Source organism: Plantibacter sp. T3 (assembly GCF_902506515.1).
GTDB classification, from domain to species: domain Bacteria; phylum Actinomycetota; class Actinomycetes; order Actinomycetales; family Microbacteriaceae; genus Plantibacter; species Plantibacter auratus.
In genome coordinates this window covers 2,716,575-2,733,759 of sequence record NZ_LR733286.1, presented here as the reverse complement: position 1 = coordinate 2,733,759, position 17,185 = coordinate 2,716,575, and the positions used below count along the sequence as shown (strand labels likewise).

Below are 17,185 nucleotides of genomic sequence, written 5' to 3'. Positions count from 1 at the left end.
CGAACGAGCTCCGCTCGGCACGGACGCCGGACTACTCGTCGTCGGCCTCCAACTCGGCCTGCACCTCGGGGGTGAGGTCGAAGTTGCTGTAGATGTTCTGGACGTCGTCGTTGTCCTCGAGGGCGTCGATGAGCTTGAAGACCTTGCGCGCCGTGTCGGCGTCGATCTCGACCTTGAGGTTCGGGACGAAGGCGACGTCGGCGGAGTCGTAGTCGATACCGGCCTCTTGCAGGGCGGTCCGGGTCGCGACCATGTCGCTCGGCTCGGTGACGACCTCGAAGGTCTCACCCTCGGTGTTCACCTCTTCTGCGCCGGCATCGAGGACGGCGCCGAGGACGTCGTCCTCGGTGGTGCCCTCGGCCTGGACGACGATGAGGCCCTTGCGCTGGAAGTTGTAAGCGACGGAGCCAGGGTCGGCCATGGTGCCGCCGTTGCGGGACATCAGCGTCCGGACATCGGCTGCTGCACGGTTCTTGTTGTCGGTGAGGCACTCGACGAGCAGGGCGACGCCGTTCGGCCCGTAGCCCTCGTACATGATCGTGGTGTAGTCGACGACCTCACCGGTGAGGCCGGCACCGCGCTTGACGGCGCGGTCGATGTTGTCGTTCGGGACCGAGGTCTTCTTCGCCTTCTGGATGGCGTCCTGCAGCGTCGGGTTGCCCGCGAGGTCTGCGCCGCCCATCTTGGCCGCGACCTCGATGTTCTTGATGAGCTTGGCGAACGACTTCGCGCGACGGCCGTCGATGACCGCCTTCTTGTGCTTGGTCGTCGCCCACTTGGAGTGTCCGGACATGTGCTCCCTAACTGCGTGAAAAGAACCTGACCAGTCTAGGCCAGCGGCCCGGAACTCGCGATCACGCCGGGACGGGCCGCGGGATCGGGCGCCAGCGCTTCAGCGGGATCGCTCGACCTTGTCGAGGAAGTAAGCGTGGAAACGGGTGTCGCCGGTGACCTCGGGGTGGAAGGACGTGCCGAGCAGGTTCCCCTGCTCGACGGCGACCATCCGACCGTCGGGCAGCGAGGCGAGGGGTTTCACCGCCGGACCGGCGGCTTCGACCACCGGTGCGCGGATGAACACGGCGTGCACGGGCGGGTCGCCGAGGACGGGGATCGACAGGTCCGTCTCGAAGGAGTCGAGCTGCGACCCGAAGGCGTTGCGCCGGACCGAGACGTCGAGTCCGCCGAGACTCTGCTGGCCGGCGATCCCGTCGAGGATCCGGTCCGCCAGGAGGATGAGCCCGGCGCAGGTGCCGTACACGGGCAACCCGGCGGTGATCGCTTCGCGCAACGGTCCGGCGAGGTCGAAGGAGCGAGCGAGCTTGTCCATCACGCTCGACTCCCCGCCGGGCAGGACGAGTCCGTCGATGCCGGTCAGTTCCGAGGGGCGCCTGATGAGGCTGACGTCCGCCCCGAGGCCGGTGAGGACGGCCGCGTGCTCTCGGAAGTCCCCTTGCAGGGCGAGGACGCCGACGCGTGCCGCCCCGGTCACGACGTCACCTGGTTCAGGCCGGACGCGGGGCTACCAGCCACGCTCGGCGAGGCGGTGCGGTGCCGCGAGGTCGGCGACGTTGATGCCGACCATCGCCTCACCGAGACCGCGGGAGACCTCGGCGATGACCTGAGGGTCGTCGAAGAAGGTCGTCGCCTTGACGACGGCCGCCGCCCGCTGAGCCGGGTTGCCGGACTTGAAGATGCCGGATCCGACGAACACACCGTCGGCACCCAGCTGCATCATCATCGCAGCGTCCGCCGGCGTCGCCACACCCCCGGCGGTGAACAACACGACCGGGAGCTTGCCGGTCTCGGCGATCTCCACGACGAGGTCGTACGGGGCCTGGAGCTCCTTCGCCGCGACGTACAGCTCGTCCTTCGACATCGACGACAGGTGCGCGATCTCGGAGCGGATCTTGCGGATGTGCTTCGTCGCCTCGGACACGTCGCCGGTGCCGGCCTCACCCTTCGAGCGGATCATCGCGGCACCCTCGTTGATACGCCGCAGCGCCTCTCCCAGGTTGGTGGCGCCGCACACGAACGGCACGTCGAAGCCCCACTTGTCGATGTGGTTCACGTAGTCGGCCGGGCTCAGGACCTCGGACTCGTCGATGTAGTCGACGTCGAGTGCCTGGAGGACCTGGGCTTCGACGAAGTGTCCGATGCGAGCCTTCGCCATGACGGGGATGGACACCTCGGCGATGATCGATTCGATGAGGTCCGGATCGCTCATGCGAGCCACGCCGCCCTGGGACCGGATGTCCGCGGGGACGCGCTCGAGGGCCATCACGGCGACGGCCCCGGCGTCCTCCGCGATACGGGCCTGCTCGGCGGTGACGACGTCCATGATGACGCCGCCCTTGAGCATCTCCGCGAGTCCGCGCTTCACGCGGTTCGAGCCGTGCTGTCCAGTGGTCGTGCTGCTCTCGGTCATGATGGCGAGCGTACCGCCGGGTGGCCTGACGGTGCTCCGTCCACAGGCCGGAAATTGGACTTGGGTGGACCGGTCCAGATGGACCGGCCGACGACGGATCAGGCCGAGGTCGGCCAGGCGTCCGCGATCGCCTGTCGGACATCGCCGAGCAGCTGCGGGAGCGCCTTGGTCTGGGCGATGATCGGGAAGAAGTTGGCGTCCGTCGCCCAGCGCGGCACGATGTGCTGGTGCAGGTGCGCCGCGATCCCGGCGCCGGCCACGGCACCCTGGTTCATGCCGAGGTTGAAGCCGTCGTTCCTCGAGACGGACCGGACGACCCGCATCGCCGTCTGCGTCAGGGCACCGATCTCGGCGACCTCCTCCGTCGTCGCGTCGTCGTACATCGCGACGTGGCGGTACGGGCAGACGAGCAGGTGCCCGGAGTTGTACGGGAAGAGGTTCAGCAGCACGAAGGCGTGCTCGCCCCGATGCACGATGAGCGCTGACTCGTCGTCGAGCGTCGGCGCGATACAGAACGGACAACCGTCGTCGGATGGCTGGCCCTGCTTGATGTAGACCATCCGGTGGGGCGTCCAGAGACGCTGGAACGCGTCCGGGACGCCCACCAGGTGGGAGGTGTCGATCGACTCGAACGACTCCGGTTCGGTGCCCGGGGTCATGCCGGCAGATCCGCTGCGGTGTTCACCTGCAGTTTCGCGGCGATGGCGGCGCGGATTCGGCGCACAGCGTCGGCGACGGGGACACCGTTCTCCTGAGAGCCGTCGCGGAATCGGAAGCTCACCGCGCCGTTGGCCTGGTCCTCCTCGCCGACGATCAGCTGCAGCGGCGTCTTCGCCTTGGTGTGGTTGCGGATCTTCTTCTGCATCCGATCGTCGGAGGCGTCGAGTTCTGCACGGACCCCGGACGAGCGCAGCTCAGCGACGACTCCGCCGAGGAACTCCTCGTACTGCTCGGAGACGGGGATGCCGACGACCTGCACAGGGGCGAGCCACACCGGGAAGGCACCCGCGTAGTGCTCGAGCAGGATCGCGAAGAAGCGCTCGATCGAGCCGAGGAGGGCGCGGTGGATCATCGCCGGACGCTTGCGCGTGCCGTCCGCGGCCGTGTACTCCAGCTCGAACAACTCGGGCAGGTTGAAGTCGAGCTGCACGGTGGACAGCTGCCACGTCCGACCGATCGCGTCGCGCGCCTGCACCGAGATCTTCGGACCGTAGAAGGCTGCGCCAGCGGGGTCGAGGACGAGCTCGAGACCGGACTCGACCGCCACCTGCCGGAGGGTCTCGGTCGCTTCGTCCCAGACCTCGTCAGTGCCGACGTACTTGTCGGGGTCCTTCGTCGAGAGCTCCAGGTAGAAGTCGTCGAGACCGTAGCCGCGGAGGGTCTCCAGGACGAACTGCAGTTGGCGGCCGACCTCGTCCTTGACCTGGTCGTCGGTCACGTAGATGTGGGCGTCGTCCTGCGTGAGGCCACGGACGCGCGTGAGCCCGGAGAGGGTGCCGCTCTTCTCATACCGGTAGACCGTGCCGAACTCGGCGAGCCGCAGCGGCAGTTCGCGGTAGCTGCGCCCCCGAGCCCGGTAGATCAGGTTGTGCATCGGGCAGTTCATGGGCTTCAGGTAGTAGTCCTGCCCCTGGCGGGTGACGTGACCGTCGGCGTCGACCTCCTGATCGAGGTGCATCGCCGGGAACATGCCGTCCTTGTACCAGGCCAGGTGCTGGCTGACCTCGAACAGGTGCCCCTTCGTGATGTGCGGGGTGTTCACCAGCTCGTAGCCGGAAGCGAGCAGGCGCTCGCGCATGTAGTTCTCGATCTCGTTGCGGATGATGCCGCCCTTGGGGTGGAACACCGCGAGACCCGAGCCGATCTCCTCGGGGAAACTGAAGAGGTCGAGCTCGGCACCGAGCTTGCGGTGGTCGCGCTTGGCCGCCTCCTCGATCCGCGTCTGGTAGGCGCGCAGCTCATCCTTGGTCGCCCAAGCGGTGCCGTAGATCCGCTGCAGCTGCGGGTTCTTCTCGCTCCCCCGCCAGTACGCCGCGGCGAGACGCGTCAGGGCCCAGCCGTTGCCGATCATGCGCGTGTTCGGCAGGTGTGGACCGCGGCAGAGGTCCTTCCAGACCGTCTCCCCCGTCTTCGGGTCGACGTTGTCGTAGATGGTCAGCTCCGCGCCGCCCACCTCGACGTTCTCGTCGTCGGCTGCCGATCCGCCCTTGAGGCCGATCAGCTCGAGCTTGTAGGGCTCCCCCGCGAGCTCCTCGCGAGCCTCGTCTTCGGTGACGACGCGTCGCACGAAGCGCTGGCCCTGGCGGATGATGCGGTCCATCGTCTTCTGCAGCACCTTGAGCGCCTCAGGCGTGAACGGTGCGGCGACGTCGAAGTCGTAGTAGAAGCCGTCGGTGACCGGCGGGCCGATGCCGAGGTTCGCGTGCGGGTCGACCTGCTGCACGGCCTGCGCGAGCACGTGGGCTGCGGAGTGGCGGAGGATATTGAGACCGTCGGGCGAGTCGAGGTGCACCGGCTCGACGGTGTCCGTCTCCGTCACCGTGGCGGCGAGGTCCTTCAGTTCGCCGTTGACGCGCATGGCGACCACGGATCGGTCGGTGAACAGTGCGAACCCGTCACTCACGGATGATCTCTCTTTCTCAGGTGAAACCTTGGCCGTGCAAGCCTATCGTCGTCCACGACGAGGAGACGCTGCCGTCGGTCGGCGGCCGTGGTTCGTGCTCGGCCGCATCGCTAGAGTGAAGGCCTACGACGTGACGGGGGTGGCGCTGATGACGGCTGTGCAGAGGAGCAGGGCTGCGACGGCGCTGTTCGCCGCGCTGCCCGTGGTCGCGCTCGTGCACATCATCGCCCTCGCCTCCGGTCAGGAGTGGCTGTCGCTCCTCACCAAGCCGTTCATCATGCTGGTCCTCGCGCTGGCGCTCGTGTGGTCGGTTCGACGACTGTCGGCCGCTGCGGTCACGGCGCTCGTCGCGATCCTCTGCAGCTGGCTGGGCGACGTCGCCCTTATGGTTCCGGGTGAACTCGCGTTCGGCGTGGGGATCCTGTTCTTCATGCTCGCTCAGGCCGGCTATGTCGTGCTCTTCGTGCGGCATCTGCGCATCAGGAACCGTCCGCCGGTCTGGGCGCTCGTGTACCTGGTGTGGCTCGTCGCCGGCATCGCGCTCCTCAGTCAGCAGGACATGGGGGCGCTGTATCCGGCGGTCGTCGTCTATGCCGTCGTGATCGGGGCCATGGCGGCGTCTTCCACGATGACGACGCCGACGATCGCCGTGGGCGGTGCGCTGTTCCTCGTCTCCGACTCGTTGATCGGGCTCGACCGCTTCGTGCCTGCAGTGACGATCTGGGCGGCAGACGAGATCATCATGGCGACATACGCCGCGGGTCAAGGCCTCATCGTGTGGGGCGTCGCGGAGGTCCTACGTCGCCGGGAGCGGGCGGTCCTCGCCGTCTGAACGGACGTTCGGGCGTGCGACGGGTGATTTGCGCAAGAGGTGGCCTGTGGAACGACGAAGGGCCCGAGCTGTACGCTCGGGCCCTTCGTGTTCCTGTGGGCGATACTGGGATCGAACCAGTGACCTCTTCCGTGTCAGGGAAGCGCGCTACCGCTGCGCCAATCGCCCAGGTGAGTGGTGTTGCCAGCGAGGTGGCGACGGGATTCGAACCCGTGTGGACGGCTTTGCAGGCCGCTGCCTAGCCTCTCGGCCACGCCACCACGTGTGATGAAACACACTGTCGAGCGGAACGCTTGCACGTTCTCACTGACACTCGAGCGGATGACGAGATTCGAACTCGCGACCCTCACCTTGGCAAGGTGATGCGCTACCACTGCGCCACATCCGCATTGCATCCCGTTTCCGGGTGCTTGGAAACTCTAGCCGATGTTCAGGGCGCTCGTTGACACCTCGGCGCGGGCGAGTCGGCCCAACCCTTGATGTTCCGCGGAAAATCGGGCCGAAATTCCGTCTTCCTCGGCGCGTCGGCCAGGCGGGGGACAGTACGTGGCTGGGCAGTGGGTGGAGCCACTCACCGGCGCGCCTGCTGGCTCCAGTCGTCGTTCGCATCGGCGAGGTGCGGGTAGATCTGGAGCATCCGAATCGGCTCCACCTCCCAGACATCGTCGTCCCAGGTGCGCCGGCCGTCGCCGTCAGGGTGGTACTCCGGGTAATCGCGGAGCCGTTCCTCGGCGTTCGATGCCGCGATGGCCCGCCGCGTGTGTTCCGAGAGTGGGCGGATCGCCCCGGCGTCCGCGAGCCACTGGACAACGGAGTCCATCACCGCCGGCATCGCCCCCATGCCCCTCGAGTCGTCCATCAGGGAGGAGTGCGTCCGACCGGGCATGACGAGCCAACCGTCGGTGTCGGGCGTGTCACCGCGGCTGGCGACCTGTCGTCCCCACGCTCTGGCCTCGACGATCTCACGGAGGAGGTACTGCTCGCACTGGGCGAACGCCACCCGGCCCGACCGGCTGAGCGCCGGGTACGGGGCGGCGGCGTGGCCCGGGTCCGTGGGATGCCGTCGCGGTTTCGCGTTGCTTGACTGCCACCAATCGCCGATGCGGCTCATGCCACACGTCCGTCGCGCCATGGCGACGAGCGCCGCTGCGGCCCGGTGGTCTCCGCCATGACTCGCTGAAGCATGGTCCCCCTGCGTTGCCTGCACGTGCTCGAACGACGAAAGCCCCCGGGGGTCCGGGGGCTTTCTGTGGTGGGCGATACTGGGATCGAACCAGTGACCTCTTCCGTGTCAGGGAAGCGCGCTACCGCTGCGCCAATCGCCCGGGTGGCGTATGTGAACACGACGCCGGGATGTTGCTGGTGGAACTGTGTTGCTGAGGTGAGGTGGCGACGGGATTCGAACCCGTGTGGACGGCTTTGCAGGCCGCTGCCTAGCCTCTCGGCCACGCCACCATGTGTGACCGAACACACTGCCGAGTAGGATTCCTGCCGGAACAACACCACTGACACTCGAGCGGATGACGAGATTCGAACTCGCGACCCTCACCTTGGCAAGGTGATGCGCTACCACTGCGCCACATCCGCATTGCCCGCATCACTGCGTGCTCGAACGACTCTAGCCGAAACCGGGACCGATGTTCAAACCGGCGCGCATACTGGGTCGACAGCGGTGCGGATGTGCGTTCGTCCCCCGGCATCGGCTAGTATCGTGACTCGCGGCTGTTCGGCACCTCTCCGGTGCGGACGACCTGCGGGCGATTGGCGCAGTTGGTAGCGCGCTTCCTTCACACGGAAGAGGTCATCGGTTCGAGTCCGGTATCGCCCACATCATTCACCATCGCCCGGGTTGTTCCACCTCCACGGCTGCGACTCACTCCGCGAGATCAGGACGTTCCGCCCTGGCAGAACCGGTCCGGCGGGCATCACTCGGGAAGAAGTGTCGTTCGACGGGTGCACCGTCGGCGTGGGCCAGCGCTGCAGCGCGGATGTCGCGGTCGCGGCCGGTCAGACGCTGCGTCTCCTGTCGTCGGAACTCGCCCCACGACGGCACCATGAAGGTCTCCAACTGCACGTCGGACTCCTCGCCGCTCCGGAACAGGGCCCATCTCGAGGCACCGGTCCGGCGACGAGAGGACTCGACATGGCCCATGGCCTTCTGGAACGCGGCGAGCGAGTCGGGACGGACCGTGTAGGAGATCTGCACGAGGACCGGCCCGTCGGTCGGCTGTGGCTCGAACACGAGCGTGGGTGTGGGCCAGGACATCGAGATGCTGCGGTCGACGGCCCCTGTTCCGGGGAGCAGGGGCAGCACCCGCACACTGGCCGCCACCAGCAGGAGCAGGACGGCCGAAGCGCTGTAGGCGAGCGACGTCCCGAGCCACTGCGCCACGATGCCCCAGCCGGTCGAGCCGATGGCCATCGCCCCCATGAAGACGAGGATGTAGATCGACGCGCCACGCGATCGCACCCACTGCGGCAGGGTGAGCTGCAGGGCGGCGTTCAGCACGGTCAGCGTGCCGATCCAGGCCAGCCCCGCGAGGACCAGGAGCACCAGCGTCGGGACGACGGGCAGGACAGCCGCTGCGAGCGACCCCGTCGCGAAGAGGACCGCGCTCACCGCGATGACGAGGTTGTCTGAGAACCGACGGCGAGCGAGCGGCAGGGCGAAGATGCCCAGCACCGCGCCGACGCCGAGCGCGCCGAGCAGGACGCCGTAGCCGCTCGAGTCGAGTTGGAGTCGCTTCGCGGTGAGGGGCAGCAGCGCCCAGAGCGCGCTGGCCGGCAGGGCGAAGAGCGCGGAACGCAGCAGGATCCGGCGGACGAGGTGCGCGGACACGACGTACCGGACCCCCGCTCGCAACGCCGCCCCGAACGGCTCGCGGTCGTCGAGACCGGTCTGCGCCGGCCGCTTCCACCAGATGAGGGCGATCACGGCCCCGACGAAGCTCAGCGCGTTGACACCGAACACGACGGGGGCTCCGAAGGCCGACAGGACGACGCCGGCCAGGGCGGGACCGACCGCGCGGGCTCCGTTCACGGTGACACCACCGAGCGCCGACGAAGCTGCGATCAGGTTGCGCGGCACGAGCTCCGGCTGGATCGCCTGCCATGCGGGTGAGGTCAGGGTGGAGGTGATGCCGAGCAGGAAGGTGAAGGCCAGGATCGTCCACGGCGACAGCGCGCCGATCCACGCCACGACGGTGAGTCCGGCCGCGAGGACCGCACTCGCCGACGACCCCCAGATGAGCAGCCGTCGCCGGTCGAGCGAGTCGGCGAGGACCCCTGCCGGCAGGGCGACCAGGATGGCGGGCGCGAGGCTCGCGGTCTGCACGAGCGCGATGACCGCTGCGCCGGCTGCGGCCTCGACCAGGACCCACTGGGCCCCCACGGTCTGCATCCAGGTGCCGATGTTGCTCCCGAGCTGGGCGAACCACAGCACCCTGAAGGCGGTGATCGCCATGGGAGCCCATGCTGACGGTTGCGACGATGGAACTGCGGAGGGTGACGACATGGTCGAACGATAGGACGCCGTCGCGACCGGGGCATCGTCGGTTTGTCGCAATCATCGAACTGTGCATCACCGTCGCGTGGACGGCCGCCGGCGTCGCTCCATGGAGGATCATCGTCGAATCGTCAAGGTCTGCGGCCGCCGAATCGTGCTGGCTACCGTGGATCCATGGCCATCACGGAACTGATCCTCGTCCGCCACGGTGAGAGCGCCGGGAACGTCGCCGCACTCGAAGCCGATCGCTCGGAATCCCACCGCATCGCCGTTCCGAGCCGTGACGCCGACGTCCCGCTCTCAGCACTCGGGCTCGAGCAGGCGGCTGCGGTGGGGAGACGTCTCGCGGCCCTCACACCCGCCGACCGGCCGGACATCGTGTTCAGTTCGCCCTATCGGCGAGCGCACGAGACGGCCGTGGTCGCCCTTCGGGCCGCAGCGCTCGACGCCGATGAGCTTCGTCCTGTCGTCGACGAGCGGCTGCGTGATCGCGAACTCGGTATCCTCGACACCTTCACCTCGATCGGCGTCGACGCCGAGTTCCCGGAAGAGGCCGCTCGACGACGGTTCCTCGGCAAGTTCTACTATCGACCGCCAGGAGGTGAGGCCTGGACGGACGTGGCCCTCCGCCTCCGCTCGTTCATCGGCGACCTGGACCGGCACACCGACCGCACGCGGGCCCTGGTGGTCTGTCACGACGCCGTCATCTCGCTCTTCCGCTACATCTGCGAGGGGTGGGACGAGCGTCGCGTCCTGGAGGAGGCCGCTCTCCGTCCGACGCCGAACGCGTCCTTCACCCACCTCGTCCACGACGGACGGGCGTGGAAGGCGCGGGCGGCGAATGCGACTGCGCACCTGCAGCAGGCGCAGGTTCCGGTCACCGAGCACTCGGGGGCGAACGATGTCCGAAGCTGACCCCGCCACGCTCACGCCCGAGGTCCTCGCCGACTGGCCACTCCCCGATCCCGGATCGTCGAAGGACGATCGTGGGTCGGTGCTCGTCGTCGGCGGCGCGCGGATGACGCCCGGGGCGGTCGCCTTGGCGGGCCTCGCCGTTCTCAGGGTCGGCGCGGGTCGGATCACGCTCGCGGTCGGTGCGTCGGCAGCGTCCCCACTCGCGATCGCCTTCCCGGAGGCAGGCGTGATCGGGTTGGCGGAGACCAGCGGCGGAGCCGTCCGGGGTGACGGTGCCGGCCCCCTCGAGGACGTCCTGGACGTCGACTGTCTGCTGCTCGGTCCTGGCCTCGACGACGCGGACGAAGCCGTGGCACTCCTCCACGGCGTGCGCCCGCTCCTTGGCGCCGACACCGTCGTGGTCCTCGACGCCTTCGCGCTCGGTGCCCTGTCACACGCTCCCGACTTCTCGAAGGGGCTGGAGGGCCGCCTTGTATTCACGCCGAACGTGGCCGAGGCCGCGATCCTCCTCGACGTGGATGAGGCCGACCCGGACACGGCGGCGCTCGAGCTGGCGCGACGGTTCGGAGCCGTCGTCACCTGTCAGGGCAGGGTCTCCGACGGGGAGCGGGACTTCATCGCGCCCGGCGGGAGTCCGGCCCTCGGGACGGCGGGGAGCGGTGACGTCCTGGCCGGTGCGATCGCCGGGCTCGCGGCACGCGGACTCTCCCCGCTCGCGGCGAGCTGCTGGGGTACCGTGCTGCACGCCGCCTCCGGCGATCGGCTCGCCGACCGGATCGGCCCCCTCGGAGCCCTCGCCCGCGAGTTCGCGGACGAGTTCCCGACGCTCCTCCGAGAGCTCGAGCGACCCGTCACGGGGCGGTCCTAACCGACAGCGGGCCAGCGCCAGCCGGTGATCTCGGGTGCATCCTCGCCGAACTCCCTGGTGTGCGCTCGGGCTCGGAGCCGGGCGTCCTGCATCTCCTGACGGAGACCCGCGAACCGCTCGCCGAGCCCCGGCGTCCGGTCGATCGCGTCGCACACGAGCGAGAACCGGTCGATCTCGTTGAGCATCACCATGTCGAACGGTGTCGTGGTGGTCCCGTTCTCGAGGTACCCGCGGACGTGCAGCTGATCGTGCCCGTGGCGCTTGTACGTCAGCCGATGGATGAGCCACGGGTACCCGTGGTAGGCGAAGACGACTGGACGGTCCGTCGTGAACACGCTGTCGTACTCGGCGTCGGAGAGGCCGTGCGGATGCTGATCCTCGCTCATGAGTCGCATGAGGTCGACCACGTTCACGACCCGGACGGACAGCTCCGGGATGCGTTCGCGCAGGATACTCACGGCGGCCAGCGTCTCGAGCGTGGGGACATCCCCGGCACAGGCCATGACGAGGTCCGGGCGCTCCCCCGCACGCTCTGAACCGGCGAAGGGCAGGATGCCGAGCCCGCGGGCGCAGTGCGCGCGAGCGTCGTCGATGCCGAGCCACACGGGTTCCTGGTCCTTGCCCGCGACGATGACGTTGATCTCGTCCGTGCTCTGCAAACAGTGCTCCGAGACGGCCAGGAGCGTGTTCGCATCGAACGGCAGATACACCCGGATGACATCGGGCTTCTTGTTCACGACGTGGTCGATGAACCCGGGATCCTGGTGGCTGAAGCCGTTGTGGTCCTGACGCCAGACGTGGCTCGTGAGGAGGTAGTTGAGGCTCGCCACCGGGCGCCGCCACGGCAACTCACGTGAACCGTTCAGCCACTTCGCGTGCTGGTTGAACATGGAGTCGACGATGTGGATGAAGGCCTCGTAGCAGGTGAACAGGCCGTGCCGACCGGTGAGCAGGTAGCCCTCCAACCAGCCCTGGCACTGGTGCTCGCTGAGCATCTCCATGACCCTGCCGGCGCGGGCGAGATGCTCGTCGCCCGGGACGGTCTCGGCGTTCCACTGCCGTTCGGTCACTTCGAAGACCGCCTGGAGTCGGTTACTGGCGAGTTCGTCGGGAGCGAAGATCCGGAAGGTGGTCGGGTTACGCCGGATCGCCTCCGTGAGCCACGACCCCAGGACACCCGTCGCCCCGGCGTCGCGAGCACCCGGGGCGTCCACCACGACGGCTGCGTCGTCGATCGCGGGGAGGTCGAGTTCCGTGCGCAGCAGACCTCCGTTGGCGTGCGGGGTCGCGCTCATCCGGGCCTCCCCGAGCGGAGCGAGTTCCCGCACGAGCGGAACCACCGCACCATGTTCGTCGAAGAGCTCCTCAGGCCGGTAGCTCCGCATCCAGGACTCCAGGATCCGCGTGTGCTCCTCGGTGTCCCGAGCGTCGGCCAGCGGGACCTGATGCGCGTGGAACGTCCCCTCGACCCGGACGCCGTCGATCACCTCCGGGCAGGTCCAGCCCTTCGGTGTGCGCAGCACGATCATGGGCCACACCGGCCGTCCGGTGTCTCCGGCGGCGGCCCGGGACTTGATGGCCGCGATGCGGTCGAGCACGACGTCGAGGACCTCGGCGAACCTGCGGTGGACCTCCATCGGATCCTCGCCGTCGAACCCGCCCTCGACGAAGAACGGTTCGTGTCCGTATCCGCGCAGGAGACTCTCGAGTTCGGAGCGTGGGATGCGCGCCAGGACCGTCGGGTTCGCGATCTTGTAGCCGTTCAGGTGCAGGATGGGCAGGACGACGCCATCCTGGACCGGGTCGATGAACTTGTTGGAGTGCCAGCTGGTCGCGAGCGGTCCGGTCTCCGCTTCACCGTCGCCGACGACCGCTGCGACGAGGAGATCTGGGTTGTCGAAGGCCGCGCCGTACGCGTGGCTCAGGACGTACCCCAGTTCGCCACCCTCATGGATGCTGCCGGGTGTCTCGGGCGCCGCATGACTCGGAACCCCGCCGGGGAAGCTGAACTGACGGAAGAACCGGGTCAACCCGGCCTCGGTCTCGGCGACGTCCGGGTAGATCTCGCTGTAGGTGCCGTCCAGGTAGGCGCTCGCCAGGATCGCCGGCCCGCCGTGCCCGGGCCCGGCGATGAACATCGCCGACTGGTGGCGCTCCGCGATCACGCGGTTGAGATGCGCGTACGTCAGATTCAATCCCGGAGCGGTCCCCCAGTGGCCGAGGAGCCGGCGCTTCACATGAACGGCTTCGAGCGGGCGGCGGAGGAGCGGGTTGTCGAGCAGGTAGATCTGCCCGACGGACAGGTAGTTCGCGGCGCGCCACCAGGCGTCGACCTGTTCGATGCTCCGCTCGGACACCGGCTCGCTCGTGCCGCGAGACCACCAGCTGTCCGTCGTCGACCCGTCCCGTGCGTTGTGCGTCATCGTTCCACGATCCCAGGTCGAGCGACCGGAGGCCAGGGTGGTGCGTCGCTCCTGCGAGCGTGCTAAAGCGTCGGCGGGCGGTGCCGACCGGTACCGGCCGTCGCGCCCCACCAGTCGAGGTACGCGCTCGCGGTGTCCGGCAGCGCCGGGCGGAGGCTACGACCGGCGGGCAGGCGCGTCCGGGAGGGATCAAGCCAGGCCGCGGCCAACTCGGCGTGAAGCGTCGACGGGTCGTAGCGGACCATCGTCTCCGGGCGCAGTTGGTCCATCTCCGCTGCATAGCGCGAGTCGACGACGAGCGGTCGGCGGCCTGCCTCGACCCAGTCGAGCATCGAGCGTGACGCGGAGACATGGCCGTGCGCGGCCAGGGGGATGCCGGGGCGCGAGATCTGCGCGGTGAACGCCGCATCGTCGAGATATCCGGTCACCTCGAACGAGACTTCGGCGGCGCGCGCTTCCGTTTCGAGGGCGAGCACGTCCGCTTCATGCCCGGCCGAGGGGCCGCCGATGGCTCGGACGACGACGTCGGCGACCTGGTGACCGGTGGCACGGAGATCCTCCGCCGCTCTCGATGCCGCCTGGATCGCCGCTGCGTGGCCCTTCCCCGGGTAGATGAACCCGGCGATGAGGACGGTGAGCGGACGGACCGCTCCGGGCTGCGACGCACCGTCCACGGTGGCCGGAGCGGATGCGATCCGGGAGCCGAGCGGGATGGCGTACGGAACGACCGAGGCACTGACCCCGAGGAACTCCTCGGCGAGCACCTGCTCGTGCCGGCTGTTGACGGCCGTCGCGTGGGCGGCGGCGATGAACCGGGCGTAGGCGGCGATGCGGCGGTCCAGCATCCTGCCGTCCGAGGTCTGCGGGATGTCGTGGAGGGTGACGGTCAATTCGGTGACGTCCGCGAGGCGCTCGACGGCGTCCGCCGCCTCCTCGGGTGATCGACCGAACAGGCGGTCGGTGACGTGGACGTGTGCTCGGGCCACGCCGTCGAGCAGGTGCACGGCGTCGGACGGGGTCGGGGCGTCCAAGCGTTCCGCGCGAGGGTCCGTGGCGACCACGGCGTCGGCGACGTCGATCGCGTACTGGACGACGCCGTGGTGCTGTGGGCCGACCATGAGGAGACGGGGTGGGGCTGCGATCACCTGCGTCATGGTGGTGCAGTGGGGGGCCTGCGTCAAGGGTCGCGGGCACTCTCGTCATCGGACCTATGTTCGGAGGACGGCGCGCGCATCGCGCCGACCCGTCCGCGCGTCTCGCGCCCGCATCCGTACAGGGGATCCCGCCATGCAGTCGACCGCGACGCCGCACGCCACCGCTCGAGTCGCCGACCCGACGTCTCGCCCGATCCGTGTCGTCTCGATCCCGGCCGCGCACCCCTACGTCGGCCGGGTCTCCGCCTCACCCGAGATCGACGTCCTGGACGATCCGCCGGTCGAGGGAGCGCCATCGGGCGTCTGGTGGCCCCCCGTGGCCCTCGATCCGAGCTGGATCCGCGACCACGCCGCCGATGCCGATCTCCTGCACATCCACTTCGGCACGGAGTCGTTCCCACCCGGACACGTGACCGCGTGCCTCGAGGCCGCGCACGAGGTCGGCTGGTCGGTCGTCTACACGGTGCACGACCTCGAGCACCCGCAGCTGGAGTACCAGGCGGCATACGAGGCGCAGCTCGACGAGCTCGTCCGTGGAGCGGACGCCCTGATCACCCTGACTCCTGGCGCCGCCGCCGGCATCCGGGAACATTGGGGCCGCGACGCCGTCGTGATCCCGCACCCGTCGCTCCTGTCGGATGACGTCACGGTTCCGCTCGTGTTGCCGTCGGCGGAGACGCGGGTCGGCGTCCACCTGAAGGACCTGCGCCCCAATGTCGATGCGGTCGGTGCCGTCACCACCCTCATCGACGCGGTCGAACGCCTGCGCCGCCGTGGAGCGGACGTCGTCGCAGAGGTCCGGATGCACCATGCGGTCCGGGATCCGGAGGCACGCGAGGCCGTCCGACGGCTTGTCGGCAGATCGGAAGCCGCGCTGCTCATCGAGCACGAGCGTCTCGACGACCTCGGACTCGCCATCGCACTCAGCCGCCTGGACGTCTGTCTCCTTCCGTACCGGCACGGCACGCACTCGGGTTGGCTCGAACTCTGCTGGGATCTCGGCGTGTCCGTCGCCGTCCCGTCCGGGATCGGAGCGTACCTCGAGCAGCATCCCGACGACACGGTCTCCGCGTACGACCTCGGGGACGGAGCGTCGCTCGAGCGTGCCGTCGGCGAGCTCCTCGAAGCGGATGGCACGTCCCGAGCCGGTTCGGCCGGTCGGGGCGCGACCGTCGCTGATCGCCGTGCCCGTCGCGTCGTCGACGACGCCGTCGGTGCAGCAGCGCACGCCGAGCTGTACCGCCGAGTCATCGCCGAGCGCGCCTCGTGACGGCCTGTCCACGACTGCGCGTCGTCGTCATCGCCCCGCTGCGCTTCCCCATCCGTCGTCCACACGCCGGCGGGCTCGAATCCGCCGTGTGGTCGGAGGTCACCGCGCTTCGCGCACGAGGCCACGAGGTGACGCTCATCGGCGTCCGCGGGTCCGACTTCGTCGAGCGCGGCAGCGTCTTCGAACTGCCGGAGTTGCGGTGGCCACGCTGGTCCTCCCCCGACGACGAGCGGTATCCCCCGGGCCACCTGACACGATCCGTCCCGGCATTGCGTCGCGCGCTCGAAGCGATCGCCGCTCGGCCAGGGCGATACGACGTCGTGTCCAACCACTGCCTGGACGCACTCCCGGTGGAACTCGCGCCTGAGCTGGGCGTCCCGATGATCACCACCCTGCACACGCCGGTCGACGAGGCAGTCGCCGCTGCCGCGAACCGGGCCGGTTCCGACGGCAGCCGGTTCCTGGCGGTGAGCGAGTTCACGAAGCGCACCTGGGCGACGGCCGGTATCGAGTCCGACGTGCTCCTGAACGGCATCGATCCCGATGCCTGGCGAGCCGGCCGAGGCGGTGACGACCTCGTGTGGTTCGGACGGGTCGTCGCGGAGAAGGCTCCGCACCTCGCGGTCGACGTCGCCCGTCGACTGGGGCGACGGCTCGTCATCGCCGGTCGCGTGGGCGATCCGGTGTACGCCGAGCGCGTGCTGTCGCCGCTGCTGGGACGTGACGTCCGACATGTCGGGCCGCTCGACCCGACGCGACTCGCCACGCTCGTGGGGCGGAGCGCGGCAGCGGTCTCGACGCCGGCATGGGCCGAGCCGTTCGGTCTGGTCGCACCGGAGGCGCTGATGACCGGGACCCCGGTGGTCAGCTTCGCCGTCGGCGGCGTGCCCGAGATCGCCCAGGCGAGCGTCGGTATGCAGGTCGTCGCACCAGGAGACCTGGCGGCCATGGCGGACCGCGTGGACGGGTTGATCCGGCAGTCGGAGCTCGACCGAGGGTTCCGCGCCTCGATCCGGGCATCCGCCCTCGCGCGGTTCTCGCTCGACGCCAGGGTGGGCCGGCTCGAGGAGCACTTCGCCGCGCTCCTCGGCGACTCGCCCGTGCTCGGTTCCGGTCGCGTCGACGAGTTCAGCTCGTGAGGCCCCGCATCGGTTGGTACGTGCATCACCA

Annotated in this window: 14 protein-coding genes and 7 tRNA genes; 6 read left to right on the top strand and 15 right to left on the bottom strand. The window is 69.0% G+C overall.

Annotated features, from left to right (window positions below; genetic code table 11):
* Nucleotides 1–31: 31 nt before the first annotated feature.
* The 5 genes from GV015_RS13035 to thrS all read right to left on the bottom strand — a co-directional run bounded on the left by GV015_RS13035 (nt 32) and on the right by thrS (nt 5,003).
* On the bottom strand, nt 32–793 hold the full coding sequence (locus GV015_RS13035) for a YebC/PmpR family DNA-binding transcriptional regulator (RefSeq protein WP_079705914.1): 762 nt from the start codon (nt 791–793) through the stop codon (nt 32–34).
* Between the two features lie 99 nt (nt 794–892).
* Entirely contained in the window at nt 893–1,489 is a 597-nt protein-coding gene (pdxT, locus tag GV015_RS13030; RefSeq protein WP_159878781.1) for a pyridoxal 5'-phosphate synthase glutaminase subunit PdxT, read from the bottom strand.
* A 30-nt stretch (nt 1,490–1,519) separates the two neighbouring features.
* The gene (gene pdxS / locus GV015_RS13025; RefSeq protein ID WP_079705912.1) at nt 1,520–2,425 is read right to left on the bottom strand and encodes a pyridoxal 5'-phosphate synthase lyase subunit PdxS; all 906 of its coding nucleotides are present in this window, start codon (nt 2,423–2,425) and stop codon (nt 1,520–1,522) included.
* Nucleotides 2,426–2,523: 98 nt separating this feature from the next.
* Complete coding sequence (locus tag GV015_RS13020; RefSeq protein ID WP_079705911.1) at nt 2,524–3,084, bottom strand: HIT domain-containing protein; 561 nt, start codon at nt 3,082–3,084, stop codon at nt 2,524–2,526.
* The gene (gene thrS / locus GV015_RS13015; RefSeq protein WP_236555581.1) at nt 3,081–5,003 is read right to left on the bottom strand and encodes a threonine--tRNA ligase; all 1,923 of its coding nucleotides are present in this window, start codon (nt 5,001–5,003) and stop codon (nt 3,081–3,083) included. The genes GV015_RS13020 and thrS overlap by 4 nt, the downstream gene beginning before the upstream one ends.
* Nucleotides 5,004–5,196: 193 nt before the next feature.
* Here thrS and GV015_RS13010 point away from each other — a divergent pair, with 193 nt between their 5' ends.
* Entirely contained in the window at nt 5,197–5,880 is a 684-nt protein-coding gene (locus GV015_RS13010; RefSeq protein ID WP_159878777.1) for a lysoplasmalogenase, read from the top strand.
* Nucleotides 5,881–5,976: 96 nt separating this feature from the next.
* Here GV015_RS13010 and GV015_RS13005 read toward each other — a convergent pair.
* The 7 genes from GV015_RS13005 to GV015_RS12975 all read right to left on the bottom strand — a co-directional run bounded on the left by GV015_RS13005 (nt 5,977) and on the right by GV015_RS12975 (nt 7,467).
* Nucleotides 5,977–6,048: transfer RNA gene (locus GV015_RS13005), tRNA-Val, on the bottom strand.
* Nucleotides 6,049–6,069: 21 nt separating this feature from the next.
* Nucleotides 6,070–6,140 (bottom strand) — tRNA-Cys (locus GV015_RS13000).
* A 56-nt stretch (nt 6,141–6,196) separates the two neighbouring features.
* Nucleotides 6,197–6,268, bottom strand: a tRNA-Gly gene (locus GV015_RS12995).
* 183 nt (nt 6,269–6,451) lie between these two features.
* A complete protein-coding gene (locus GV015_RS12990; protein ID WP_159878775.1) occupies nt 6,452–6,991 on the bottom strand; it encodes a hypothetical protein in 540 nt (179 codons plus the stop codon).
* 139 nt (nt 6,992–7,130) lie between these two features.
* Nucleotides 7,131–7,205, bottom strand: a tRNA-Val gene (locus GV015_RS12985).
* A gap of 59 nt (nt 7,206–7,264) precedes the next feature.
* Nucleotides 7,265–7,335: transfer RNA gene (locus tag GV015_RS12980), tRNA-Cys, on the bottom strand.
* Nucleotides 7,336–7,395: 60 nt separating this feature from the next.
* Nucleotides 7,396–7,467 (bottom strand) — tRNA-Gly (locus tag GV015_RS12975).
* A gap of 168 nt (nt 7,468–7,635) precedes the next feature.
* Here GV015_RS12975 and GV015_RS12970 point away from each other — a divergent pair.
* Nucleotides 7,636–7,708 (top strand) — tRNA-Val (locus GV015_RS12970).
* Nucleotides 7,709–7,753: 45 nt separating this feature from the next.
* Here GV015_RS12970 and GV015_RS12965 read toward each other — a convergent pair.
* On the bottom strand, nt 7,754–9,394 hold the full coding sequence (locus GV015_RS12965; RefSeq protein ID WP_159878773.1) for an MFS transporter: 1,641 nt from the start codon (nt 9,392–9,394) through the stop codon (nt 7,754–7,756).
* Nucleotides 9,395–9,559: 165 nt separating this feature from the next.
* On the opposite strand from GV015_RS12965, the gene GV015_RS12960 reads away from it, so the two are divergent.
* Nucleotides 9,560–10,300 carry a histidine phosphatase family protein gene (locus tag GV015_RS12960; protein ID WP_124769327.1) on the top strand — a complete coding sequence of 247 codons (741 nt, stop codon included), beginning with the start codon at nt 9,560–9,562 and terminating at the stop codon, nt 10,298–10,300.
* Nucleotides 10,287–11,168, top strand: a complete 882-nt coding sequence (locus GV015_RS12955; RefSeq protein WP_201299390.1) for an ADP/ATP-dependent (S)-NAD(P)H-hydrate dehydratase — start codon at nt 10,287–10,289, stop codon at nt 11,166–11,168. The genes GV015_RS12960 and GV015_RS12955 overlap by 14 nt, the downstream gene beginning before the upstream one ends.
* On the opposite strand, the gene GV015_RS12950 is transcribed toward GV015_RS12955, so the two are convergent.
* Both GV015_RS12950 and GV015_RS12945 read right to left on the bottom strand, forming a co-directional pair.
* The gene (locus tag GV015_RS12950) at nt 11,165–13,591 is read right to left on the bottom strand and encodes a phosphoketolase (protein ID WP_159878769.1); all 2,427 of its coding nucleotides are present in this window, start codon (nt 13,589–13,591) and stop codon (nt 11,165–11,167) included. The two genes, GV015_RS12955 and GV015_RS12950, sit on opposite strands and share 4 nt — an antisense overlap.
* Nucleotides 13,592–13,653: 62 nt before the next feature.
* Nucleotides 13,654–14,745 carry a hypothetical protein gene (locus GV015_RS12945; RefSeq protein ID WP_236555452.1) on the bottom strand — a complete coding sequence of 364 codons (1,092 nt, stop codon included), beginning with the start codon at nt 14,743–14,745 and terminating at the stop codon, nt 13,654–13,656.
* Nucleotides 14,746–14,878: 133 nt separating this feature from the next.
* Here GV015_RS12945 and GV015_RS12940 point away from each other — a divergent pair, with 133 nt between their 5' ends.
* Both GV015_RS12940 and GV015_RS12935 read left to right on the top strand, forming a co-directional pair.
* Nucleotides 14,879–16,015: a glycosyltransferase gene (locus tag GV015_RS12940; RefSeq protein ID WP_159878767.1), complete on the top strand. Its 1,137-nt coding sequence runs from the start codon at nt 14,879–14,881 to the stop codon at nt 16,013–16,015.
* On the top strand, nt 16,012–17,154 hold the full coding sequence (locus tag GV015_RS12935) for a glycosyltransferase (RefSeq protein ID WP_159878765.1): 1,143 nt from the start codon (nt 16,012–16,014) through the stop codon (nt 17,152–17,154). Before GV015_RS12940 ends, GV015_RS12935 begins: the two co-directional genes overlap by 4 nt.
* Nucleotides 17,155–17,185: the final 31 nt, after the last annotated feature.